Raw genomic sequence first — 24,143 nt, 5'->3', positions numbered from 1 at the left:
CGGGTGACGACGGTGACGTCGTGGCCGGCGGTGGCGAGGGCGACGGAGAGGGCGTGGACGTGTCGGCCGAGGCCGCCGACGAGCACCGGCGGGTATTCCCAGGAGAGCATCAGCACCCGCAGCTGCCGGGCGGGGTGGATGTCGATCACGTGGGCGTCGGGTGACATGCGGCCCCCTCTGGTTGTGTCCGGGCGCGCGCCGACCGCACCGGAGCCGGTGCCCGCCGTCGCGTCTGGATCTCGGACCAATCCTGCCGGGGGCGAGATAACCAGCGGAGACACCGCCGTTGCGGTCGTGTAAAGCGCTACTGGCCCTTTCGGCGCACCCGCAGCAGCTCGGCCACCGACCATGCCTGGAACGGGCAGCCGGTCGCGGCGTGCGGCGCGAGGCCGTCGGCCGTCTCGCTCACCGAGCCTAGCCCGAACTCGGTCAGATGGGACTCAATACCGACGAACACGTCATCGACCGACATCTTGCCCCGGCGACAGGCGTCCACGTACGGGCCGAGCAGCCACGGCCAGACGGTGCCCTGGTGGTAGCCGCCGTCCCGCTCGGCCGGGCCGCCCCGGTGCCGGCCGACGAACTCCGGCGACTCCGGGGCGAGGCTGCGCGGCCCGAGCGGGGTGAGCAGCCCGGCCGCGACCCGGCGCAGCGTCGCCTCGTCCGGCTCCAGCGGCGCGAACGGAAGTGACCAGGCCAGCAGCTGGTTGGGGCGCAGCGAGTCGTCGTCGTGCAGGGCGGCCCCGCCCAGCGGGTACGCCGGTGCGGGCGCGTCCAGCACGTCGTGCAGCCAGCCGCCCGGCGCGGGGTAGCGGTCCCGGAACGAGGCGGTGGCCTGCCCGTGCCGTCGCCGCAGCTCGGCCGCGTCCCGACCGGCCAGCTCGGTCAGCTCGGCGAGCCCGGCCAGCGCGTTGATCCACAGCGCGTTGACCTCGACCGGCTTGCCGGAACGCGGGGTGACCGGCACCCCGTACACCCGGGCGTCCATCCAGGTCAGCGCGGTGCCCGGGGCACCCTGGGTGAGCAGCCCGTCGGCCGGGTCGACGGCGATGCCGTAGCGGGTGCCGGCAACGTGCGCGTCGATCACCGTGCGCAGCGCGGGCAGCAGCTCGTCGCCGAGGTCGGTGTCACCGGTGACGGTGACGTGCCGGCTCACCGCGTGCAGGAACCACAGCGTGCCGTCGACGGTGTTGTACTCCACCCGCCCGGTGTCGGCCGTGTTGGCCAGCATCCCCTCGGACAGCGTCGCCGCGTACGCCCGCAGCAGCTCCCGACCCTCGTCCGCCCGGCCGGTGCAGAGGAACAGCCCCTCGTACGAGATCATCGTGTCCCGCGACCACGCGCCGAACCACGGGTAGCCGGCGACCACGTCGACCGCCGTGCGGCCGGTACGCACCACGAACGCGTCCGCGGCCAACGCGAGCGTCGCCTCCACCGGGTCCGCCGGCTTCGCCGTCGCCACCACCTGACGGTTACGCCGCCGGGCCGTCGCCACGATCTCCGGGGCGGGCGGCGGCTCCTCGTCGAGCCGGCCGGCCCAGGCCCGCACCGACACGGTGTCACCGGGGCGCCGCAGATCGCCGGCGAAGCGGCCCGCGTACCAGAGGTCCTCGTCGGGGTGCAGCCCCCGGCTCGCCTCCTCGCGGTGGTGCACACCCAGCCACCACTGCCCCTCGGGCGTCCAGCCCGGGCCGGCCAGCCGGTACGCCCCCTCGACCACCGCGCCGTCGGCCACCGCCTCGACCTGCGGCGTCGGGCCGTCGGCCCGCCGCTCGCCGTGCGCGTCACGCCAGGTGCAGGCGGCGGAGAGCTCCAGCCGGACCGGCCCGCCGGCCACCAGCCGGTGCACCACCGCCACGCAGGAGCGGCCGGGCAGCATCGCCAGCTCCCGCTCGATCACCACCGCGCCGATCCGCCACCGCCACCGGGGCAGCCCGTCGACCAGGTCGAAGCGCTCCAGCAGCTCGAAGCCGCGCGGGTCGACGTCCGCGGAGGACCACTCGTGCGCCCCGAGCCGGACCCGCGCGCCGGACGGCAGGGTGACCGACGGGTCGAGGCTGACCAGTCCCACCCGGCGGGACGCCGGCGTCTCACCGGGCACCACCAGCAGACCGTGGTAGCGCCGGGTCCGCAGCCCGGCGACGGTGCCCATCGCGTACCCGCCGACGCCGTCGGGCACCAGCCACTCCCGGCTGGCCGCGCTGGTCAGCTCGCCGCACACCTGCGGGCCGAAGTGAATGTCGATCAACTTTCCTCCACCGGCGGCGGGGTGTAACACGCCACGACGAGAATGGCTGCTGTGGTCAAGTACCGCGGCGACGTCAAAGATGTGCACGTGATCTCTGACCGTTCGTCCTCCGACGCCTCGCCACCCGACGCCGAGCGGCTCCGGCTCGCCCAGGCCGACTCGGGGGAGCAGGACTGGCGCGCATGGGGTCCCTATCTGTCCGAACGGGCGTGGGGGACGGTGCGGGAGGACTACAGCGAGCACGGTACGGCCTGGGACTACTTCCCGCACGACCACGCGCGGTCCAGAGCCTACCGCTGGAATGAGGACGGGATGGCCGGCGTCTGCGACGACCGGCAGACGTTCGCCTTCGCCCTGGCGCTGTGGAACGGCAGGGACCCGATCCTCAAGGAGCGGATGTTCGGCCTCGGCGGTGACGGCGGCAACCACGGCGAGGACGTCAAGGAGTACTGGTGGTACGAGGACTCCACGCCCACCCACTCCTGGATGCGCTGGCGCTACCACTACCCGCAGGCCGCCTTCCCGTACGACGAGCTGGTCGCGGTGAACGCGCAGCGCGGCCGGGACGACACCGAGTACGAGCTGGTGGACACGGGGATCTTCGACGACGACCGGTACTGGGCGGTCAGCGTCGACTACGCCAAGGCGTCCCCGACCGACCTGTGCATGGTGGTGACCGTGGCCAATCGGGGCGACCGGGCCGCCACCCTGCACGTGCTGCCCAGCCTGTGGTTCCGCAACACCTGGGCCTGGGGCCTGCCCGGCGCTGACCGGATTCCCCGGCTGACCGGTGAGGGCGCGCGGCTGGTCGGCGAGCACCGGGTGCTCGGCCAACTGCTGCTGGAGGGCGACGGAGACCCGGTGCCGCTGCTCTGCGACAACGACACCAACGCCGAGCGTCTCTGGGGCCTGCCCGGCCGGTCCCGCTACCCGAAGGACGGCATCAACGACCACGTGGTCAACGGCGCCGCCACGGTCAACCCGGCCAGGGAGGGCACCAAGGGCGCACTGCACTACGTGCTCGACGTGCCGGCCGGCGGACAGCGTCAGATCCGGCTGCGGCTGACCCGCACCGCGTCGCCGCCGGCCGCCGCCCCGCCGCCCCGGGCGGATCTCGGCGACGGCTTCGAGGCGGTGGTGTGGGCGCGGCGTGCCGAGGCGAACCGCTTCTTCGCCGGCGTGATCCCGGAGGCCGCCACGCCCGACGAGGCGCTCGTGGCCCGGCAGGCCATCGCCGGGCTGATGTGGGGCAAGCAGTTCTACCACTTCGACGTCAAGCGTTGGCTGGACGGCGACCCGGGTTCGACGCCGCCGGCCGGGCGTCGCCACGGGCGCAACAGCGCCTGGTGGCACATGACGAGCTTCGACGTCATCTCCATGCCCGATCCCTGGGAGTACCCCTGGTACGCGGCCTGGGACCTGGCCTTCCACTGCGTGAGCATCGCCCGGGTCGACCCGGGCTTCGCCAAGGCGCAACTGCTGCTCCTGCTGCGCGAGTGGTACCTGCACCCCAACGGGCAGATCCCGGCGTACGAGTGGGCGTTCGGTGACGTGAACCCGCCGGTGCACGCGTGGGCGGCGCTCAAGGTGTTCGAGATCGACGGCGGCCGGGACTACGAGTTCCTGGCCCGGGTGATGCACAAGCTGCTGCTCAACTTCACCTGGTGGGTCAACCGGAAGGACACCGGCGGCAACAACGTATTCGAGGGCGGCTTCCTCGGGCTGGACAACGTCGGGCCGTTCGACCGGTCGGCGGCGCTGCCGGTGGCCGGTGTGCTGGAGCAGTCCGACGGCACCGGCTGGATGGCCATGTACGCGCTGAACATGCTGGACATGGCGATCGTGCTGGCCGAGCACGACCGCACCTGGGTGGACACGGCCACCAAGTTCTTCGAGCACTTCGCGTACATCGCCGCCGCCGCGTACGAGCAGGGGCTCTGGGACGACGAGGACGCCTTCTTCTACGACGTGCTGCGGCTCGCCGACGGCACGAAGGTGCCGCTGAAGGTCCGGTCGGTGGTCGGGCTGCTGCCGCTGGCCGCCACCACCCGGCTCACCGCCCGGACCCTGCACCAGCTGCCGGAGCTGGGCGCCCGGCTGCGCTGGTTCCTCACCAACCGACCGGAGTACGCCGAGGTGATCGGCACCCGCCGGCTGGGCCCGGACGGCCGCCAGCAGCGGCTGCTGTCCATGGTCGGCCCGGAGCAGGTCGTGCGGCTGCTCGCCCGGATGCTGGACAGCGACGAGTTCCTCTCCGACTTCGGCCTTCGTACGCTGTCCCGCGCGCATCTCGACAAGCCGTTCTCGGTCACCCTCGGTGGGCAGGAGTTCTCCGTCGGGTACGAGCCGGCGGAGTCGACCAGCGGGCTGTTCGGCGGCAACTCGAACTGGCGCGGCCCGATCTGGATGCCGACGAACTTCCTGCTGATCAGCGCGCTGCGCGACTACGCGGCGTTCTTCGGCGACGACCTTCAGGTGGAGTACCCGACCCGCTCCGGGGTGAAGCGCACGCTGGACGAGATCGCCGACGACCTTTCCGTACGCCTGATCTCACTCTTCACGCAGGACGACTGGGGCCGGCGGCCGATCTACGGCGCGTGCCGGATCTTCCAGACGCACCCGGACTGGCGGGACCTGATCGCGTTCCCCGAGTACTTCCACGGCGACAACGGGGCCGGGCTGGGCGCCTGGCACCAGACGGGCTGGACGGCGCTGGTGGCCGACCTGATCCTCACCCTGCGCCGCTGACCCCGCCGCCGCCCGCGCGTCCGGCGGCGGCGTCGGCGTTGTCGGCGGCGGCGCCGGCATGATCGTGCTCGATCAATGTTGTAGTGGTGTCCCCGGCGTTCGGAGGCCACTCGATCCTGGTTCGAGCACCGATCATGCGGGCTGGCCGCGCCACTCAACATGCAACGAAAGGTTGCGCGTCGCGTCCTGGATGTTATAGCCTTACGCAACCAAAGGTTGCGAAAGGTTGGGTGGCATGGAACACGGATCCATCGAGCGGGACATTCACGTCGACGCATCGCCCGAGGTGGTCTTCGAGGTGATCAGTCGGCCCGAGCACATGCGGGAGTGGTGGCCCGACGACGCGCGGTTCGAGCCGGTCGCGGGCGCGCCCGGTGAGCTCGTGTGGCGCGACGCGGCGACGGGCGAGACGAACACCGTCGCCCTCGCCGTCGTCGAGGTCGACCCTCCGAAGCGGTTCTCTTTCCGGTGGTGCTACTCGGACCCGGCCCGGAGCGGGCCCTCGCTGCTGGTCACCTTCGAGCTGGCCCCGACCGGTACGGGGACCCAGATCCGCATGACCGAGACCGGGTTCCGCGAGATGGGATGGGAGGTCGCTGTCATCGAGGAGCAGTACCGCGACCACGTGAACGGGTGGGACCACTACATTCCCGCGCTGGGCACATACGTTGCGCGGCTGGTCGCCACCTCATGAGCACCGCGGTCGACGACGACCTGTGGTCGGCCATCGGCGACCCCATCCGGCGCACGATGATCGACCTTCTTCTCGCCGGGCGGTCGGGCACCGCCACGTCACTGAGCGAGCGGCTGCCCGTCACCCGCCAGGCCGTCTCGAAGCATCTGGCCGTCCTGGACCGGGTCGGTCTGGTGCACGCCGCGCCGGCCGGTCGCGAGCGGCACTACCAGGTCGACGAGGCGCAGCTCGCCCGCGCCGCCGCCCAGATGTCAGCGGTCGGTGCCACCTGGGACGCCCGCCTCCGCCGGATCAGGCGGATCGCCGAGGCCATCGAGCACAACCGCAACGACAACCAGGGAGAGTGACATGGTGGACATCCTGCACCGGGTCGGAGTCGTCGCTTCACTCGACGACGTCTACCGAGCGGTGGCAACTCCAGAGGGCATCGCCGGCTGGTGGACGACCGACACGGTCGGCAAGAGCGAGGTCGGCGGCCGCCTGGCCTTCCGGTTCGGCGACGTCGGTGGCTTCGACATGGAGGTCGTGCAGCTCGACCCCTCCGGCCACGTGCGGTGGCGGGTCATTGACGGCCCCGAGGAGTGGATCGGCACCGAGATCGGTTGGCGCCTCGACCAGCGCGGTGAGTACACCATCGTCCAGTTCACCCACGGGGGCTGGCGCGAGCCGGTCGAGTTCATGCACCACTGCAGCACCAAGTGGGCGATGTTCCTCATGAGTCTCAAGGAGCTTGTGGAGACCGGGCGTGGCAGGCCGGCCCCGGACGACGTCCGGATCAGCGACTGGCACTGAGCCCCGCCAGGCTAGACCGGTGGTGCAGGTTGTTCCGCTGGTCGGCGGTGTGAGCGTCGCGCGTCCGCGTAGGTGACGCCCAGGAGCACCACGGCAGTGGCCGCGCCGGTCGCGAGGGGCGGCAGGTGGAGCGTTGCCGGCGTCAGCAGCACGAGGGCCAGCAGGCCACCTGTCCGGGCTCGGGACACCCGACCGAAGACCTGGTATTCGAGGGCCGATCGTCCGGCGAGGAAGACCGCCGGGCCGCCGAGGACGGCGATGAGCCAGGGCGCCGGAAGGTCACCGAGTGGCTCGGTGATGAACAGCTCGAAGCCCACGCCGGTCAGCACGACCCCGGCGATCATGACCAGGTGGGCGAGTGCCATGTCGGTGGCCAGGCGGGGGGCGTCCCGGGAACGGCTGATGGCCGCACCCAGCACGCCTCCCGCCAGGTGGAAGTAGATCCGCCAGAGCAGGACGGTGGTCGCCAACGCCAGCGTGAAGCCGGCCGTCTGCGCGGTGTGGAACTGGCTGCCGCTGAAGGCCAACCCGATGACGAAGATCGCCTCGCCGAGCGCGATGAGGAGGAACTGTTGGTACCGCTCGGCCAGGTGTTCGGCCGCTATCGTCTGTCCGCCGATCCGTTGCGCGCCGACCCGGGGTGTCGGCCACCCGAGGAACAACCCGACATAGTCGACCAGCGCGGCGATGGTCCAGAGCGACCCACGAACCGTGCCATCGTCGATCAGCCCACCGACGACCCAGAGCGGTGCGCTCAAGCCGAGCCAGACCAGCACCCGGATCGTTTGCCGTGAATCCGGCCGGCCGTGTCCGGCGATGTGGAAGTACAGCACCCGGCCGATCTGGAGGGTCACGTAGGTGACGGCGAAGAGGGAGGCCCGCGCGCCGAAGCCGTCGGGCACCGCGACGGCCATCACCATGGCGCCGGCCATCGTCATGACGATGACGGTCTGGACTACCGGCGCCTCCGGATTCAGCCAACTGGTCGACCAGACCGTCAACGACCAGACGGCCCACAGGGCCAGGAGCAGCAGCAGGGCCTGACCGAGACCCGCGAGCGCGCCGCGTTCGGTACCGGTAAAATCCGTGATCAACCGGGCCGAGATCCTGGTGAGCGCGAAGACGAAGACCAAGTCGAGGAAGAGTTCCAGGAAGGTGGCTCGCTGGAGACTGCTCTCGGTGCGGAGCAGCCGCGCGTCGCCCCTCTCACTCATCCGCCCGCCGGGTGCCGTCCCATGACCACGTGCCCTCCCGTCCCGGTGATCCCATCACCTAACGACCAAGCGCCGGGTGCGGCACTGACCGTCCGGCACGGACAGTCACCAATCTGTCACCGCGCGGCTGCCGTCGGTGTCTTCGACTTACGCTCGTGGTCGTGTCCGGATCTGCCGAGGGAGCCACCGAAGAGGACCGACGCGACCTCATCGTCACGGTCGCGCGGGAGTTGGCCGAGGTCGAGGGCTGGACGGGGGTGAGCCCTCGGCGGCTGGCCGAGCGGGCCGAGGTCGACGTCGGCGACCTCTACCGGCACTTCGCCGATCAGGAGGCGCTGCTCGCCGCCGTGGCGGTGTGCGCCTTCGCCGACCTGGCCGCCGACCTGGCCGAGGCGCACGCGGAGGCGACCGGCGATCCGGAACGGGTCTGGCCAGCGGTGGCGAGCGCGTACCTCGACTTCGCGTACGCGAATCCGGAGGTCTACGACGCGATGCTCGCGCTGACCCCCGACCTGGCCCTCGGCGTGGACGGCGTGCCGGCCGCTCCCCGCGGCGTGTTCGCCGAGCTGCGGGCGGCCCTGACCCCGCTGGCCGAGGGGCGTGATCCGGACACCCTGGCCGAGGTGGGCTGGAGTCTGTTGCACGGCATGGTCATGCTCACCCGGGGTGGCCGGTTGCGTCCGGAGGCGCAGGAGGAGCGGGAGACGATGATCGCGGAACGGTTGTTGCGGTGGCCCTGCCTGGCGGCCGAGTCGGATGGAAAATCCTTGGGTGCGCCTCGCGCCATGCCCTAAGGTCCCGAACCGTCAGGAGCGTTGATCACAAGGGGGGCGGCATGACGGTGGACCAGGCGGCGCGCCGGCAGGCGCAGGTGCTGATCTTCGACGCGGACGACACGTTGTGGGAGAACAACGTCGTGTTCGAGCGGGTGATCGACGATTTCCTGGCCTGGCTCGACCACCCGACACTGGACCGGGTGGAGCTGCGGGCCGTCCTCGACGACATCGAGCGGGCCAACACGGTGGCGCACGGCTACGGCAGCAAGGTCTTCCTGCGCAGCCTGGCGGAGTGCCTGGAGCGGCTGCGTGAGCGACCGGCCACCGACGCCGAGCGCCAGGAGATCGAGCGGCTGGCGGTGGCCCTGGTCGAGCACCAGGTGGAGCTGATGCCCGGGGTGGCCGACGCGCTCGACGAGCTGGCCGGTCGGCACGAACTGCTGCTGCTGACCAAGGGGGACCAGGTGGAGCAGCAGCGCAAGCTGGACGCGTGCGGGCTGCTGCACCACTTCGGAGCCGCGCACATCGTCGCGGAGAAGAACGTCGACACCTACCGGTGGTTGGTGCGGGAGCACGGGTTCGAGCCGGCCGGCGCCTGGATGATCGGCAACTCTCCGAAGTCGGACATCCTGCCGGCCCGCGCGGCCGGGCTGAACGCGGTGTTCATTCCGAATGAGAACACCTGGGTGCTGGAGGACGACGAACTGGACCCGACCGACGCCCGCGTGCTGCGCTTGGCCGCGTTCCGCGACCTGCTGCGGCACTTCTGACCGCTCTGAGACCGAACAGCGTCGGCGATCATGGTCGCGTTACGCCGACATGACGGTTTTTCCCCGTGAGATAAGTCCTGCCACCGGCGGTCCTGCCTGGCTTGTCCGACCCGCCGTGGCCTGCCTAGCCTGTGCCGGCGTCCACGGCCTTTCGGGGTGTGCCGGGGGCGAACGGGCGTCCGGCGAGTGGGCACCGTGGAGCTGAGTGCAGGGCGGCCGGCCTCCCTGTCGAGCCGCGTGGGCGTTGAGCCACGCCCGCGCGCGGCAGGGGTGCTGGAGCTGTCCGCTCCCATGCCGGATGACCGGGGGTCAGGGCCGGGCAGTTGCGGACCCGGTCCTGACCCGGCCAACCAATCGACCACTCCTCCCGGCGGGCGGGACAGCCGCGTGCCGGGCCGACTGTCAGGATGGTGGAATGAAGCGCAGATCGCTCCTGCTCGGCGCCGCGGCGGGCCTGGCCGCGCCGACCCTGCTCAGCCCGGCGGCACCCGCGCTCGGCGCGAGCAGACCCGCGCCGGCCCGGGGCGTCGCGACCGTGTCCGCATCCACCGGCTCGGTCTGGCCGCGCCGCAACCTGGCCGCGCGGCTGACAACCCTGCCGGCGCAGACGAAGCAGGTGCTCATCGTCGGCACCACCAGCTCCACGACCACCTACGCCACCCTTGAGGCGTACGTGCGGATCAGCGGTCGCTGGATGCCCGCCTCGGGGTTGGTGCCCGCCCGGATCGGCTCCAAGGGGTTCAGCGACAACCACGTGGAGGGTGTGCCGACCACCCCCACCGGGGTCTACTCGATCGGCCCGACCATGTACGGCATCGACGCGAACCCGGGCGTGCGGTACCCGTACCACCGGCTGGTCAGCGGTGACTGGTGGAACGAGAACCCGTCGTCGTCGCTGTACAACACCTTCCAGCACAGCTCGACCAACCCCGGCGGGGCCAGCGAGGCGCTGTGGACGGAGGTGCCCGCGTACACACACTTCGCGGTGATCACCTACAACATGCCGCCGAACGTGTCGAAGCCGGTGCCGAACGCGGGCAGCGGCATCTTCCTGCACCAGTTCAGCACCAGCGCCGGCAACGCCACCGCCGGCTGTGTCTCCCTCGCACACGATGACCTGGTCGATGTGCTGACCTGGCTGGACCCGGCGCTGTCGCCGCGCATCGTGCTCAGCCCGTACGCCCAGATGCGCCGCTACTGAGCTGAGCCCGGGGCGGGCCGGTGGATCAGGAGACCTCGCCGCCGCGGACGATCGCCACCGCCACCCGGCAGAACTCGTCCATGTCGGGGTTGAAGCCGGCCGCGATGTCAGGATGCAGCCCGGAGCGTGTCTCGTCCAACAGGCGCTGGCAGACCTGCTCGACCGGCTCGCCGGCGTAACCGGCGCGGACCCGGTCGGTGGCGGCCTGGAGCGCCGAGGTCAGCTGATCCTCCAACGGGCCGCGCAGCTTCTGCTGCACCGGGTCGAGCCCGCGCGGGTCGAGCGTGACATGTGGCTCCGACATGGTGCTCCCTTCGTCGGCGTCGGCGGTACCCCACCGCGTCCGTCGGTCAAACCTCAGCCGGTACGGCGGCGACCCGCACCTGGTACGAGAAGTCCACCGCCGGCTCCTCGTGGTACGACAACCGGCGGATCTGCCGGTCGTCGTCGAAGAGAGCGACGTCCACCAGGACGCCGAGATGGGCCAGGCCGATGCTGGTCACCCGCTTCTTGTCCTGCAACACCGCGCAGACGCCGCCGAGCAGGGCGCTGGCGTCGGCCGTACGGTGCCCGGGCGGGCAGCGCAGGACCAGGTCGACCTCGATCGGCCCGGGCAACGGCGTCCAGCCGGTGCGTTGGGCCGCCGCCAGGGCGGCCTGGAGCAGGGTGCGCACCCTCGTCGCCTGCCGGTGCCCGGCGGCGAAGATGGACAACGCTTCGGTCTTGACCGGTGGCAGGCCGCTCACCTCGAACGTCAGGGCGAGAGCGCGGGTGTCCTGCACGACGGCACCTCCTCGTTGGGACGATCCTGCCGAACCGGGGGAATGGCGGTGGGACTTCCCGCGATTACCAACCGAACGGGCAGGCTGGGGTCGGCCGGAGGCGTGTCGACGTCGGCGGCGAACGCGCTGGCTGTGGCGCTAGGAAGACGCTAGTCGACAGTGCCCGCGCTGGGTAGTCGGTCGCTCACCCGATGGGACGCGGCGCGAAGGCGCAGAACTCGTTGCCCTCCGGGTCGGCCAGGACCCACCAGCGGCTCTCGTCCTGCGGCTCGCGTAGCAGCGTCGCGCCCGCCGCGATCAGCGCCGCGGGCTCCGGGTCGACCAGATCGACGTCCCAGTGCATCCGGTTCTTGACCGTCTTGGGCTCGGGCACCGCGTCGAACACCCAGCGCTCCCAGGGGAACCCGGCCGCGCCGACCAGCGACGCGGTACCGGAGCCGTACTCGGCGGTGCCACCGACCACCCCCGCCCACCAGGCCGCCTGGGCCGCCGGGTCGGCGGAGTCCACGACCAGCTCGAACGGGCCCGGCCGGGTGTCCTTGCGGGCCGCGAACCCGCAGAACGGGTTGCCCTCCGGGTCGGCGAGCACCCACCAGGTCACGTCCCCGGACGGTGCGCGGAGCAGCCGGGCGCCGGCCGCGATCAGCGCCGACGGCTCCGCGCCGGCCAGCCGCAGATCCAGGTGTACGCGGGTCTTGCCGGTACGCGGCTCCGGCACCTGGTTCACCCAGATCGACTCGGCGCCCGAGCGGGCGGCACGAGGGTCGACGCGGGTGTCCTCGCCGCCGGCGTCGGCCACGTCGGCGTCGAGGATCCGGGCCCAGAAGGCACCCAGCAGGCGCGGGTTGGCGGCGTCCAGGCAGAGGTCCTTGAAGCGTGCGATCACCGGCACAGCATGCCGGGCCCCCGGCCCTCGAGTACGCGGCCCCCTCCGACCCGACCGAAGTGACGTCGCGCACACCGGGCCGGCCGGCCAGGTCCCCACTGGCGTCAGGTTTCGCGACTTTCCAGGTCGGGCAGTGTGAAGGCCACGAAACGTCCGGGGTCGCGCGCCGCTGGTCCAGCGCCCCGATCGTCTCGCCGTGCGCCGGGGCGCGGTGCGTTTCCCCGGCGGCTGGCCGACAAGAGGGGAGGGGTGATGAGCGACCCTGACGAGGCCCGACGTCGACGGCGACCACGGGTACGCGCGGTGGCGGCAGCCGCCGCGCTGACGCTGGTGGCGCCCATGGCCGCCTGCGGTTCCGGTGACGCTGGTGGCCCACCGACGATCAACCTGTACTACCCGCCGGAGCAGAACCTGCAGAAGGTCGTCGACGACTGCAACGCGCAGGCCCAGGGGCGGTACGAGATCGCCTACCAGGTGCTGCCCCGGCAGGCCGACGAACAGCGGGTGCAGATGGTGCGTCGGCTGGCCGCCGAGGACACCGGGATGGACGTGCTCGGCCTGGACGTCACCTGGACCCAGGAGTTCGCCAGCGCGGACTGGATCCGCGAGTGGACCGGCCAGGACAAGACCGAGGTCGAGCAGGGCACCCTCTCCGGGCCGCTGGACACCGCCCGCTACGAGGGCAAGCTCTACGCCGCGCCGAAGAACACCAACGTCCAGTTGCTCTGGTACCGCAAGGACCTGGTGCCGCAGCCGCCGAAGACCTGGGACCAGATGATCACCGCTGCCCAGCAGCTCAAGGAGCAGGGCAAGCCGTACCAGGTGCTCACCATGGGCGCCCAGTACGAGGGCCTCGTCGTCCTCTACAACACCCTGGCCGAGAGCGCCGGCGGGAAGATCCTCAGTGACGACGGCAAGCAGGCCGTGATGGACGCCGGCACGGTCCGGGCGCTGGAGCAGTTGCAGCGTTTCGCCACGTCGGGCGTGACCTCGCCGTCGTTCACCAACGCCATCGAGGATCCGGTCCGGCTGGAGTTCCAGTCCGGTGCGGGAGCCTTCCAGGTGAACTGGCCGTTCGTCTATCCGGCCCTTCAGGAGGCGAACCCCGAACTGGCGAAGCAGGTCGGCTGGGCCCGGATCCCGGGCGTCGACGAGAACACCCCCAGCAAGGTCACCATCGGCGGGGTGAACCTGGCAATCAGCTCCTACTCCAAGCACCCGGAGCTGTCCTTCGAGGCGGCCCGGTGCATCCGCGACGCCGAGCACCAGAAGTTCTCCGCCATCAACGACGGCGTCCCGCCCACCATCGAGGCCGTCTACGACGAGCCGGAGATGACCGAGGCGTACCCGATGAAGGACACCATCCTGGAGGAGCTGAAGGAGCCGGCGACCCGCCCGCTGACCCCGGCCTACCAGAGCATCTCCACCGTGATGTCGGCGATCCTGTCGCCGCCGTCGGCGATCCGTCCGCAGCAGACCGCGGACGAGCTGCGCTCCGCCATCGCCGATGCCCTCCAGTCCAAGGGGGTTCTCCCATGAGTCTGCCCGCGACCCCGACCGGGGCGGACGTGACCGCCGAGGAGACCACCCGCTCCACCGGCCGGCACGCGACCGTCCCCACCCAGCGCGCCGGCCGTCGCAAGCCGCCGCTGAGCGAGAACAAGAAGGCCGAACGCAAGCTCGGTTGGTTGCTCTGCGCGCCGGCCGCGCTCGTCATGGTCGCGGTGACCGCGTACCCGATCCTCTACTCGGTCTGGTTGTCGCTCCAACGCTTCGACCTGCGCTTCCCCGACGAGCGCGAGTTCATCGGGCTGGAGAACTACGTCACCGTGCTCACCAACGAGTTCTGGTGGACCGCGTTCGGGGTGACCATGCTGATCACGGTGGTCACCGTGGCCGTCGAGCTGGTGCTCGGCATGGGGCTGGCGCTGATCATGCACCGCACGCCGGTCGGGCGGGGCATCGTGCGGACCGCGGCGCTGATCCCGTACGGCATCGTCACCGTCGTCGCCGCGTTCTCCTGGCGGTACGCCTGGACGCCCGGCACCGGCTACCTGGCCAACCTGTTCAGCGACGGGGCGCCGCTCACCGAGCGGGCCAGCTCGCTGGCGATCATCATGCTCGCCGAGATCTGGAAGACCACCCCGTTCATGGCGCTGCTGCTGATGGCCGGGCTGGCGCTGGTCCCGGAGGACCTGCTCAAGGCCGCCTCCACCGACGGCGCGACGTCGTGGCAGCGGTTCACCAAGGTCATGCTGCCGGTGATGAAGCCGGCGATCCTGGTCGCGCTGCTGTTCCGCACCCTGGACGCGTTCCGGGTCTTCGACAACATCTTCGTGCTGACCGCCGGCGGCAACGAGACGTCGTCGGTGTCGATGCTGGCCTACAACAACCTGATCCGGGGCCTGAACCTCGGCATCGGGTCGACGATGTCGGTGCTGATCTTCATCACCGTGGCGATCATCGCCTTTGTCTTCGTGAAGCTGTTCGGCACCGCTGCCCCGGGCAGCGACGACTCCGAGAGGCGTTGACATGGCCACCGGTACCGAAACCACCACCCGGGCCCGGGTGCGCTGGGGTCTCCTGGACATCCTCGTGGTCGTCTTCGCGCTGGTCCCGGTGCTGTGGATCGCGTCGCTGTCGTTCAAGACGCCGGCCACCCTCACCGACGGGAACTTCATTCCCCGGGAGTGGACGCTGGACAACTACCGGACGATCTTCGACACCGACCAGTTCGTCCGGGCACTGATCAACTCGATCGGCATCGCGTTGATCGCCACGCTGGTCGCGGTGGTGCTCGGCGCGATGGCCGCGTACGCGATCAGCCGGCTGGACTTCCCCGGCAAGGGGCTGCTGGTCGGCGTCTCCCTGCTGATCGCGATGTTCCCGCAGGTATCGCTGGTGTCGCCGCTGTTCGAGATCGAGCGTCAGCTCGGCCTCTTCGACACCTGGCCCGGGTTGATCCTGCCGTACATCACCTTCGCGCTGCCGCTGGCGATCTACACGCTGTCGGCGTTCTTCAAGCAGATCCCGTGGGACCTGGAGAAGGCGGCGCAGATGGACGGCGCCACCCAGGGGCAGGCGTTCCGACGGGTCATCGCCCCACTGGCCGCGCCCGGGCTGTTCACCACGGCGATCCTGGTCTTCATCTTCTGCTGGAACGACTTCCTGTTCGCCATCACGCTGACCTCCACCGAGCGGGCTCGTACGGTGCCGGTCGCCCTGTCGTTCTTCACCGGCGAGTCGCAGTTCGAGGACCCCACCGGGGCGATCTGTACGGCCGCCGTCGTGATCACCGTTCCGATCATCCTGTTCGTCCTCTTCTTCCAGCGCCGCATCGTGTCCGGCCTGACCTCCGGCGCAGTCAAGGGATAGGTGAGTAGTCGTGGCTGACATCGTGCTCGACAAGGTGAGCAAGAAGTTCCCGGACGGGACCGTCGCCGTGCAGGACGTCGACCTGGAGATCGCCGACGGCGAGTTCGTCATCCTGGTCGGACCCTCCGGCTGCGGCAAGTCCACCACCCTCAACATGATCGCGGGGCTGGAGGACATCAGCTCCGGCGAGCTGCGCATCGGCGGCCAGTGGGTCAACGACAAGGCCCCCCGGGACCGGGACATCGCCATGGTGTTCCAGTCGTACGCGCTGTACCCGAACATGACCGTGCGGGAGAACATGGCGTTCCCGCTGCGGCTGGCGAAGCTGGACAAGGAGACCATCAACCAGAAGGTCGACGAGGCGGCGAAGGTGCTGGAGCTGACCTCGCTGCTGGACCGTAGGCCGGCGAACCTCTCCGGCGGGCAGCGCCAGCGGGTGGCGATGGGTCGGGCGATCGTCCGTCAGCCGAAGGCGTTCCTCATGGACGAGCCTCTGTCCAATCTGGACGCGAAGCTGCGGGTGCAGATGCGTACCGTGGTGTCCCGGTTGCAGAAGCAGCTCGGCACCACCACCGTCTACGTCACCCACGACCAGACCGAGGCGATGACCCTCGGCGACCGGGTGGTCATCATGCGCGGCGGTGCGGTGCAGCAGGTCGGGCCCCCGCAGGAGCTGTACGACCACCCGCGCAACCTCTTCGTGGCCGGCTTCATCGGCTCGCCGTCGATGAACTTCCTGCACGCCGCCGTGCAGGACGGCGGGCTGCGTACCGCGTTGGGCGACGTGCCGCTCGGCGACCGGGTCCGCCGCGAGCTGGAGGCGGCCGACGCGCCGCGCGAGCTGATCCTCGGCATCCGCCCCGAGCACTTCGAGGACGCCGAGCTCGTCGACGAGGACACCCGCCGCCGGGGCCTGGAGTTCGAGGCGCCGGTGGAGATCGTCGAGTCGATGGGCTCGGACAAGTACGTCTACTTCACCGTCGAGGGGGAGCGGGCCAGCGCCGCCGAGCTGGAGGAGCTGGCCGCCGACGCGGGCGCCGCCGACTTCGCCAGTGGTGGCGGGAACCTGGTCACCCGGCTGTCGGCCGAGTCACCGGTGGCCGAGGGGCAGTCGCGCCGGGTCTGGTTCAACCTGGAGAAGATCCACCTGTTCGACCCGACCAACGGCCGCAACCTCACGCTGCACGAGGGACGGGCGGCCGGCGCGCTCGCCAACTGAGTGGCGTCCATCATGGTGGGGCCGGCGGGGTTCACCCGCCGGCCCCGTCGAGCTGCCCACCGCGGCCCGCCCGCGACCGGCCCGCCCGGCCGAGGACTGACGCCGAGGCGAGCCCCGGTCAGACCGGCCAGTCGAACCGGGGTGGCAGGCCGAGGAAGCCCGCGTACCGACCCAGTGCCTGCTCCACCCGGGCACGTTCACCGGAGTCCAGCGGCGTCAGCGGCTGGATCGCCACGGTGACCGCGGCCCGGGCGATGCGCCGCTTCCACAGGCCCACCACCCGGCCGGCCCGCACCACGGTGGCCTGGAAGATGCCGTTGTTACCCGGCACGACCGCCGCCTGGTGCGCGGGATCGAGCATCAGCGCGCGATCCCGGTAGCCGAGCAGGTACTCGTCGAAGCCGGGCAGCACCAGCACGTCGTCGACCGGCGTGCGCGGCGCGTCGGCCAACGCCGCGTCGACGTACATCTCCTCGCCGTCAACCCGCACCACGGTCAGCGCGTCGCCGGCGGCGGCCAGCCCGCGCCGCGCGTCGGTCAGGGTGAGGCCGGTCCAGCCGGCGAACTCGCGGGCGCTGACCGGCCCGTGCCCGCGCACGTAGCGGTGGGCCAGCAGGGCGAGCGCCTCCTCCCGGTCCAGCCGGCGTGGCCCGGGCGCCCACTCGTCGAGCAGCGCGAAGGTCTGCTCGGTGCCGATGTTCGGCGCCAGGCAGGTCACCCCGCGCACGCTGGCGTACCACAGCAGGTGGTAGCCCCGCTGACCGTCGGTGCCCAGGCCGGCCGCGCGGAGGGTGGCCAGACACTGCGCCCGGGTGAGCCGGCCACCGCCGGCCAGCGCCGCACCGAGCACGTCCACCGCCCGGTCCGCGTCGACGTCGGTGAGCCCGAGTTGCCCCCGTCGGGTCGTCGCGCCGGCCAGCGACCGGATGCCGGTCACCTCCAGCATCCAGCGCGCGTCGGTGGGCGGGACGAGGTGCACGGTGCCCCGCATCGGCCACGTGCGCAGCGCCTCGCGCCGTTCCAGAGCCGCCTGCACGTCGGCCACGGTCCACCCGGGCAGCCGGGCACCCAGCGACCACAGCCCGCTGGCCAGGTCCTGCGCCTGCATCGCACCGAACCACTCGACCACCTCGCCGACGGTGCCGGGTCGCGTGACCGGGTGCGGGCGCAGCAGAAGGCTGGTCATCCGCAGCGCCAACGCGTCGGCCGCGCTGAGGTCGACGGGCATCGGGTGCTCCTTCCGGTTGTCGGGGCCGCCAGCCTAGGGCCACCCACCGACGTCCGGGTCGACACGACACCCCGCGCACCCGCCGCCGGATCGCAGTCGGGGGCATAACGGCCAGCGCAGTGGGGAAGCGGCCGACCGGAAGTGCGCGCGCCGCGCGTGCGGAAGGGAGTGTCATGACTGCCGCAAGCGAACCGGCCCGCGGATCCGGCGTGACTGCCGGGTCCCAGGGCCATCGGGCGGGCACCGGCGCCAAGACCAGCGCGGCCGCCACCTTCGCCCTGGTCTTCGGGGTGTCCGGGCTGATCAGCGTGTTGACCGCGATCCTGGCCTGGCTCGGTCTGGTGCTCGGGATCATCGGGATCATCCTGGGCATCGTCGGGCTGAAGATGGCCGCGCGACCAGGGGTGACCGGGCGGGGTGTGGCGGTCGGCGGCCTCGTGTTGAGCATCCTGGCGGTGCTGATCGGCCTCGGCCTCGCCGCGGGCATCACCACCTTCATCAACAACGAGGGCGCGGTGGACCGCCTCCAGCAGCAGGTCGACGACCTGCGCGACAAGCTCGACTGACACCGGTGGCACGCTGGGCACGTCCGCCTCGGCGGGCGGGCAGGGCCCTGACGGGCACGGCGCGGCGGACGGACGCCCTCGCGGGCGCGACGTCCCTCGCGGGCGCGACGTCCCTCGCGGTGGGCGACGGAGCACCTCGGCCCGTCACATCGGGTGACCCGCGGCGCGCTCCCGACCACTGTCCCATTTCCCTTTGCACTGCTTAGGCGGGCGCAACAGTTACTCAGGGTTCGGCCCTGCCGAGCAGCTTCGCGCGAAGCTGCGGCGTAATCCCTGCTCAGCGCGGTGTTGCGTCCGAGTAAGCAGAGCAAAGGACGCGATTCATGGGTGGCAGCCCGTCCAGACTTCACGCGTGGTTACACGTCGTCTCCGGTCACAAGAGGGTCCGTTGACGCGGTCCACGGCACACTTCCGGCGGGCGCGGCCGGAGATCACAGTAGGGTGGGCGACGTGCTCCGCCAGGTCACCGCGATCCGATACGTCACCCCGCTGCGCGAGGGTGGCTCGCTGCCCGGCGTGGTGGAGGCCGACGACCTCGGCACGTACGTGGCGAAGTTCCGCGGTGCCGGGCAGGGGCCCAAGGCGCTGATCGCCGAGGTGATCTGCGGTGAGCTGGCCCGCCGGCTGGAGTTGCGGGTGCCGCCGCTGGTGGTGCTCGACATCGACCCGGTGATCGGGCGTGCCGAGCCCGACCAGGAGGTGCAGGAGCTGCTGCGCAACAGCGGCGGCGCGAACCTGGGCATGGACTTCCTGCCGGGTGCGCTGGGCTTCGACCCGGTCGCGCACCCCGTCGACGCGATGCTGGCCTCCCGGGTGCTCTGGTTCGACGCCTACGTGGAGAACGTCGACCGGAGCTGGCGCAACCCGAACCTGCTGGTCTGGCACCGGGAGCTGTGGCTGATCGACCACGGCGCCTGCCTGTACTTCCACCACAACTGGCCGCGCGCCGCCGCGGCCGTGCATCGGGCGTACCGGGCCGAGGACCACGTGCTGGCGCCGTACGCCTCCCGACTGGCCGAGGCCGACGCGGAGCTGGCGCCACGGGTCACCCCGGAGCTGCTCACCGAGGTGCTGGCGCTGGTGCCCGACGAGTGGCTCACCGCCGCCGCCGACTTCGATTCGGCCGACGCGGCGCGGGAGGCGTACCTGGCGCACCTGTCCGCCCGGGTCGCCCGCACCGCCGACTGGCTCCCGCAGGGGAGCGCGGCATGAGACAACCATTCGAGTACGCCGTCATCCGGCTGGTGCCCCGCATCGAGCGCGGCGAGCAGATCAACGTCGGGGTGCTGCTCTACTGCCAGCAGCGCGACTTCCTGGCCGCGCGGACGCACCTGGACGCCGACCGGGTCCGCGCGCTCGCACCCGACGTCGACCTGCCGGCGGTGGCCGCGGTGCTGGAATCCTGGGACCGGACCTGCGCCGGTGACGGTCCGGCGACCCGGATGCGGCTCGGCGAGCGGTTCCACTGGCTGGCCGCGCCGCGCAGCACGATGATCCAGACCGGGCCGGTGCACACCGGGCTCACCGCCGACCCGGCGGCGGAGTTGGAGCGACTGATGGCGGCCCTGGTCCGCTGAGCGGGGCGGGACCGGCCGGCAGACCCCTGACCGCGCTACGCGGAGAAATTGAGGCCTCGGCCGGGCCGCTCGGTGCGGACAGCGGGGCCGGATCTCGTTTGACGGTGCGGGTGGGGGGTAGTCGCCGGAGCTGACTCAGACGAGAAGGGGAACATCTGATGGCTGCCCAGACCAAGGTAGCGGTGATCTACTACAGCGCCACCGGCATCACGTACCAGATGGCGCAGGCCGTCTGCGAGGCCGCCGGGGACGCCGGTGCCGACGTGCGCCTGCGCAAGGTACGCGAGCTGGCGCCGGACGAGGCGATCCGCTCCAACTCCGGGTGGCAGGCGCACCACCTGGAGACCCAGGACGTGCCCGAGGCGATGGTCGACGATCTGGCCTGGTCCGACGTGGCGATCCTCGGTGCGCCGACCCGGTACGGCTTGGTGGCGGCCCAGCTGAAGCAGTTCATCGACACCACCGGCCCGCTCTGGGCCCAGGGCGCGCTGGCCAACAAGGTCTACTCCGCCTTCACCTCGACGGCGACGGCGCACGGCGGGCAGGAGACGACCCTGACCTCGCTCTTCAACGTCTTCTACCACTGGGGCGGGATCGTGGTCACCCCCGGCTACACCGACACCAGCCAGTTCATCGCGGGAAACCCCTACGGCGCCTCGCACACCAGCAACAACGGGGAGATCGCCCCGGACAGCGTGGCGCTGGGCGCCGCCGCGCTCACCGCCCGGCGGGCGGTGCAGATCGGCACCGCCCTGAAGAAGGGCCTGGCCGGCTGACCGCAGCGGGGACGCGGTCCACAGCAGGGGACCGGCGGCGCGGGCGGGGGCTCTCGGCCCGTCCGCGCCGCCGGTCGATTCCGCCGTACCCCCGGGCGGGGGTGACTATGCCCGGCCGCCGGCGGCGGACAGCTCGTCCGGGTGCGGCGCCGGCAGCAGGTCGCCCAGCAGCTCGGTCAGCACGGCGAGCCCGTCCGGGCTGAGCACCGACTCCGGATGGAACTGCAGGCCGGCGAAGCCGCGCCCACGCAGGGCGTGCACCGCGCCGTCGCGCACGTCCCGGGCCAGCTCCACCGGCCCGTACGCGGTGTCCAGCCGGTCCGCGTCGGCGCGAGCGGTGAACGTGGAGTAGAAGCCCACCCGGCGGACGTGCCCGAACAGCGGCACCTCGCGTTGCAACCCCTGGTAGGGCGCCTCCCGACGGTGCAGCGGCAGCCCCAGCAGCCCGGCCAGCACCTGGTGGCCGAGGCACACCGCGAGGGTCGGCCGGCCGCTCGCGAGCAGCCCGGTCAGCAGCGCTCGCAGCGCCACCATCTTCGGCTCGTCCGGGCTGCCCGGGTCGCCCGGTCCCGGCCCGGCCACCACGAGGTCGTAGGCGTCGAGGGGGCCACCGGCGTGCCACGGCCGCAGCGTGACCGCCAGACCCAACGCGCCCAACTGGTGGGCCAGCATCCCGGTGAAGGTGTCCTCGGCGTCCACGATCAGCGCCCGGCGGCCGACCAGCCCGGGCAGGCCCGGCGCGTCCGGTGCCCGCTGGTCGAGCCAGAACCGCGCCAGCGGGGCGTTACGTGCGGCCAGCGCGTCGCGTACCGCCGGGTCGTCGGCCAGCCGCGCGAGCGGCCCGCGTCCGCCGACGGGCGCCGCCGGGCCGAGACCGAGCGCGGCCAGCACCCCGGCCGCCTTGGTGTGCGTCTCGGCCACCTCGCCGGCTGCCGTCGAGTGCCGGACCAGGGTGGCGCCCACCGGCACCCGCAGCCGGCCGGTGGGGGAGATCTCGGCGGTACGGATCAGGATCGGCGCGTCCAGCGTCTGCCGGCCCGCGTCGTCGTGGCCGAGCAGGGCCAGCACGCCCGCGTAGTAGCCCCGGCCGACCCGCTCGTGTCGGGCGATCACCCGGCAGGCGTTCTCCATCGGGCTGCCGGTCACGGTGGGGGCGAACATCGTCTCCCGCAGCACCTCCCGCACGTCGCGGGTGCCCCGCCCGGCGAGCAGGTACTCGGTGTGCGCCAGGTGTGCCATCTCCTTGAGGTACGGGCCGATCACCTGGCCGCCGTGCTCGGCGACGGTCGCCATCATCTTCAGCTCCTCGTCGAGCACCATGTACAGCTCCTCGACCTCCTTGGGGTCGGCGAGGAAACGCAGCAGCGCCGCCTGGTCCGGCGTGCCGTCGGCGGGCCGGAAGGTGCCGCTGATCGGGTTCATCATCACCAGCCCGTCGTCGACGCTGACGTGCCGCTCCGGGCTGGCGCCGACCAGGGTCCGTTCGCCGGTGTGCACCACGAACGTCCAGTAGGCGCCGCGCTCGGCGACCAGCAGTCGGCGCAGCGCGGCCAGCGCGGCCACCAGCGGCGGGCCCTGCACGGTGGCGTGCAGGGTGCGGTGGATGACGAAGTTGGCGCCCTCGCCGCGGCCGATCTCCTCGGCCAGCACCCGCCGCACCGTCCCCGCGTACTCCTCGTCGGTGACGTCGAACGCGGCGTCGACGGCGCGCACCGGCTCGTCGGGCAGCGCGGCCAGCACGTCGGCCAGGGCGATCCGGTGGTGCTCGCGGATCTGGAGGTACTCCAGCGGGGCGCCGTCGTCGACGCAGGCGAAGCCCCGCTCGGTGATCTGCCGGTAGGGCACGACGGCCAGCGTCCGCGCCCCGGGCCCCGGCGGCAGGGGGATGTCCACCAGCCGGTCCACGGTGTCGACCGGGCCGGTGAACAGCTCCAATTCATCGGCGCCGTCGCGGCGCAGCAGAGCGAAGGGGCCGGGGTCGACGCCGCGGGTGACGGCGGCGAGCAGGTCGGTCAGGTGGGTCATCGGATTCTCCGTCGGGCCGGGCGCCGCCGGTGGGGCGGCCATCGGGGCCGGGAGATCCGGCGGCCGCCTCGATGGCGGCCGCGTGGATGGAGCTACGCGCGGTAGGTGGCCGCCGGGTCGGCGGGCCACCAGCAGGTCAGGTGCGCGAGCATGCGATCCACCCTACGCGCCCACCGGGCGGCCGGGTAGCCGTTCGGGTGTACCGGTGCGCCCGGCCCGACCAGCGTTCCGACACGCCCGGCACCGGGTAACTTGACCGGCGATGAACATTCTCGCGCTCGACCTGGGCACCTCCTCGGTACGTGGGCTGGTGCTGGACGGGGACACCCAACCGCTGCCCGGCGCCCTGGCCCGGCGGAAGGTCAGCCTCGCCCTCGGCGACGACGGCACCGGCACCCTCTCCGGTCCCGGCTACCTCGCCTGCCTGATCGAGTGCCTGGACGAGCTGGCCGAGGGCGGCCACCTGCGCGACGTCGAGCTGGTGGCCGTCTCGGCGCAGTGGCACTCGGTGCTCCCGCTGGACCGCGACGGCACCCCGCTGGGCCCGGTGATCACCTGGCTGGACACCCGTCCGGCGCCGCTCGACGGGGCGCCCGGCCCGGCCGACCCGGACGACTTCCACCAGCGCACCGGCTGCTGGTGGCACCGCTCCTACTGGTCGGTGCGGCTGCCCTGGCTGCGCGAGATGTCCGGCACACCGATCACCCGGTTCGTCGGCCTGCCCGAGTACGTGCTGGGCGAGCTGCTCGAAGCGGCGCCCATGTCGGTCTCCCAGGCCTCCGGCACCGGCCTGCTGGACCTGGGCAACCTGCGCTGGGACGAGGAGGCGCTGGCGCTGGCCGGCACGCGACCGCGGGAGCTGCCGGCCCTGGGCGAGCTGGCGTGGCACGGCCGGCTGCGGCCCGACCGCGCCCGCCGGTGGCCGCAGCTGGCCGAGGCTCGGTGGTCGCCGCCGGTGGGCGACGGCGCCGCCTCGAACGTCGGCTCGGGCTGCGTCGACCCGAGCCGCGCCGCGGTCACCGTCGGCACCTCCGCCGCCGTACGACTGATGCAGCGCGTCCCGGCCGGCGGGCCGCTGCCCCGGCTGCCCGAACGGCTGTGGCGCTACCGGGTCGACCACGACCACGTGGTGACCGGCGCGGCGTACTCCAGCGGCGGCAGCCTGTTCGCCTGGGCCGACCGGGAGCTGCGGCTGCCCCGGGGCGCCGAGCTGGACGCGGCGCTGGCGCTGGTGCCGGCGGGCGGTGGGCGGCCGGCGGACCCGCG

General features: G+C 71.9%; 24 protein-coding genes. 16 read left to right on the top strand and 8 right to left on the bottom strand.

The window, feature by feature from the left end:
* Both ACWD6N_RS33750 and ACWD6N_RS33745 read right to left on the bottom strand, forming a co-directional pair.
* On the bottom strand, positions 1-167 hold a 167-nt coding region (locus ACWD6N_RS33750), incomplete at its 3' end, for a glycogen/starch synthase (protein WP_449939042.1).
* Between the two features lie 137 nt (positions 168-304).
* Positions 305-2,248, bottom strand: coding sequence for an amylo-alpha-1,6-glucosidase (locus ACWD6N_RS33745; RefSeq protein ID WP_387328592.1), 1,944 nt, complete (start codon positions 2,246-2,248; stop codon positions 305-307).
* 42 nt (positions 2,249-2,290) lie between these two features.
* Here ACWD6N_RS33745 and ACWD6N_RS33740 point away from each other — a divergent pair, with 42 nt between their 5' ends.
* The 4 genes from ACWD6N_RS33740 (at position 2,291) to ACWD6N_RS33725 (ending at position 6,482) form a co-directional block, all read left to right on the top strand.
* Positions 2,291-4,996: an MGH1-like glycoside hydrolase domain-containing protein gene (locus tag ACWD6N_RS33740; RefSeq protein WP_387328589.1), complete on the top strand. Its 2,706-nt coding sequence runs from the start codon at positions 2,291-2,293 to the stop codon at positions 4,994-4,996.
* Between the two features lie 235 nt (positions 4,997-5,231).
* Entirely contained in the window at positions 5,232-5,690 is a 459-nt protein-coding gene (locus ACWD6N_RS33735; RefSeq protein ID WP_387328586.1) for an SRPBCC domain-containing protein, read from the top strand.
* Positions 5,687-6,037 carry an ArsR/SmtB family transcription factor gene (locus tag ACWD6N_RS33730; protein ID WP_387328584.1) on the top strand — a complete coding sequence of 117 codons (351 nt, stop codon included), beginning with the start codon at positions 5,687-5,689 and terminating at the stop codon, positions 6,035-6,037. Before ACWD6N_RS33735 ends, ACWD6N_RS33730 begins: the two co-directional genes overlap by 4 nt.
* Position 6,038: 1 nt before the next feature.
* Entirely contained in the window at positions 6,039-6,482 is a 444-nt protein-coding gene (locus ACWD6N_RS33725; protein ID WP_354967555.1) for an SRPBCC family protein, read from the top strand.
* Positions 6,483-6,493: 11 nt separating this feature from the next.
* Here the strand turns inward: ACWD6N_RS33725 and ACWD6N_RS33720 are convergent, their stop codons facing one another.
* Positions 6,494-7,696, bottom strand: coding sequence for a low temperature requirement protein A (locus ACWD6N_RS33720; protein ID WP_450006111.1), 1,203 nt, complete (start codon positions 7,694-7,696; stop codon positions 6,494-6,496).
* 161 nt (positions 7,697-7,857) lie between these two features.
* On the opposite strand from ACWD6N_RS33720, the gene ACWD6N_RS33715 reads away from it, so the two are divergent.
* The 3 genes from ACWD6N_RS33715 to ACWD6N_RS33705 all read left to right on the top strand — a co-directional run bounded on the left by ACWD6N_RS33715 (position 7,858) and on the right by ACWD6N_RS33705 (position 10,443).
* Positions 7,858-8,490: a TetR/AcrR family transcriptional regulator gene (locus ACWD6N_RS33715; protein WP_354967557.1), complete on the top strand. Its 633-nt coding sequence runs from the start codon at positions 7,858-7,860 to the stop codon at positions 8,488-8,490.
* Between the two features lie 41 nt (positions 8,491-8,531).
* Positions 8,532-9,242, top strand: coding sequence for an HAD family hydrolase (locus ACWD6N_RS33710; RefSeq protein ID WP_354967558.1), 711 nt, complete (start codon positions 8,532-8,534; stop codon positions 9,240-9,242).
* A 415-nt stretch (positions 9,243-9,657) separates the two neighbouring features.
* Positions 9,658-10,443: a L,D-transpeptidase family protein gene (locus tag ACWD6N_RS33705; protein ID WP_354967559.1), complete on the top strand. Its 786-nt coding sequence runs from the start codon at positions 9,658-9,660 to the stop codon at positions 10,441-10,443.
* Positions 10,444-10,468: 25 nt separating this feature from the next.
* Here ACWD6N_RS33705 and ACWD6N_RS33700 read toward each other — a convergent pair whose 3' ends face one another.
* From ACWD6N_RS33700 to ACWD6N_RS33690, 3 genes are all read right to left on the bottom strand, one after another.
* Positions 10,469-10,747 carry a hypothetical protein gene (locus tag ACWD6N_RS33700; RefSeq protein WP_121655610.1) on the bottom strand — a complete coding sequence of 93 codons (279 nt, stop codon included), beginning with the start codon at positions 10,745-10,747 and terminating at the stop codon, positions 10,469-10,471.
* A 46-nt stretch (positions 10,748-10,793) separates the two neighbouring features.
* On the bottom strand, positions 10,794-11,225 hold the full coding sequence (locus tag ACWD6N_RS33695; RefSeq protein WP_387328573.1) for a hypothetical protein: 432 nt from the start codon (positions 11,223-11,225) through the stop codon (positions 10,794-10,796).
* Positions 11,226-11,409: 184 nt separating this feature from the next.
* Positions 11,410-12,111, bottom strand: coding sequence for a VOC family protein (locus ACWD6N_RS33690; RefSeq protein ID WP_387328570.1), 702 nt, complete (start codon positions 12,109-12,111; stop codon positions 11,410-11,412).
* Positions 12,112-12,363: 252 nt separating this feature from the next.
* On the opposite strand from ACWD6N_RS33690, the gene ACWD6N_RS33685 reads away from it, so the two are divergent.
* From ACWD6N_RS33685 to ACWD6N_RS33670, 4 genes are read left to right on the top strand one after another with little or no spacing between them, the layout of a single operon-like run.
* On the top strand, positions 12,364-13,650 hold the full coding sequence (locus ACWD6N_RS33685) for an ABC transporter substrate-binding protein (RefSeq protein ID WP_387328567.1): 1,287 nt from the start codon (positions 12,364-12,366) through the stop codon (positions 13,648-13,650).
* Entirely contained in the window at positions 13,647-14,642 is a 996-nt protein-coding gene (locus ACWD6N_RS33680; protein ID WP_450006109.1) for a carbohydrate ABC transporter permease, read from the top strand. The genes ACWD6N_RS33685 and ACWD6N_RS33680 overlap by 4 nt, the downstream gene beginning before the upstream one ends.
* 1 nt (position 14,643) lies before the next feature.
* Complete coding sequence (locus ACWD6N_RS33675; RefSeq protein ID WP_387328561.1) at positions 14,644-15,486, top strand: carbohydrate ABC transporter permease; 843 nt, start codon at positions 14,644-14,646, stop codon at positions 15,484-15,486.
* 10 nt (positions 15,487-15,496) lie between these two features.
* Positions 15,497-16,705 (top strand): ABC transporter ATP-binding protein, encoded by a 1,209-nt coding sequence (locus ACWD6N_RS33670; protein WP_387328558.1) that lies wholly within the window; start codon positions 15,497-15,499, stop codon positions 16,703-16,705.
* Positions 16,706-16,823: 118 nt separating this feature from the next.
* Here ACWD6N_RS33670 and ACWD6N_RS33665 read toward each other — a convergent pair whose 3' ends face one another.
* A complete protein-coding gene (locus tag ACWD6N_RS33665; RefSeq protein ID WP_387328556.1) occupies positions 16,824-17,933 on the bottom strand; it encodes a winged helix DNA-binding domain-containing protein in 1,110 nt (369 codons plus the stop codon).
* A gap of 209 nt (positions 17,934-18,142) precedes the next feature.
* Here ACWD6N_RS33665 and ACWD6N_RS33660 point away from each other — a divergent pair, with 209 nt between their 5' ends.
* From ACWD6N_RS33660 to wrbA, 4 genes are all read left to right on the top strand, one after another.
* Entirely contained in the window at positions 18,143-18,499 is a 357-nt protein-coding gene (locus ACWD6N_RS33660; RefSeq protein WP_354967566.1) for a hypothetical protein, read from the top strand.
* A 450-nt stretch (positions 18,500-18,949) separates the two neighbouring features.
* Entirely contained in the window at positions 18,950-19,711 is a 762-nt protein-coding gene (locus tag ACWD6N_RS33655) for a HipA family kinase (protein ID WP_354967567.1), read from the top strand.
* Positions 19,708-20,076, top strand: a complete 369-nt coding sequence (locus ACWD6N_RS33650) for a DUF3037 domain-containing protein (RefSeq protein ID WP_354967568.1) — start codon at positions 19,708-19,710, stop codon at positions 20,074-20,076. Before ACWD6N_RS33655 ends, ACWD6N_RS33650 begins: the two co-directional genes overlap by 4 nt.
* Before the next feature lie 158 nt (positions 20,077-20,234).
* The gene (wrbA, locus tag ACWD6N_RS33645) at positions 20,235-20,852 is read left to right on the top strand and encodes an NAD(P)H:quinone oxidoreductase (RefSeq protein WP_354967569.1); all 618 of its coding nucleotides are present in this window, start codon (positions 20,235-20,237) and stop codon (positions 20,850-20,852) included.
* A gap of 105 nt (positions 20,853-20,957) precedes the next feature.
* Here the strand turns inward: wrbA and ACWD6N_RS33640 are convergent, their stop codons facing one another.
* On the bottom strand, positions 20,958-22,877 hold the full coding sequence (locus ACWD6N_RS33640) for a chorismate-binding protein (protein WP_354967570.1): 1,920 nt from the start codon (positions 22,875-22,877) through the stop codon (positions 20,958-20,960).
* 262 nt (positions 22,878-23,139) lie between these two features.
* Here ACWD6N_RS33640 and ACWD6N_RS33635 point away from each other — a divergent pair.
* Positions 23,140-24,143, top strand: a 1,004-nt coding sequence (locus tag ACWD6N_RS33635; RefSeq protein ID WP_450006107.1) for an FGGY family carbohydrate kinase, incomplete at its 3' end; no start/stop codon positions are given.

The organism is Micromonospora sp. NPDC005163, assembly GCF_053599835.1.
Note: the sequence above shows the minus strand (reverse complement) of the source record. Positions and strands in the feature narration are given on the sequence as shown.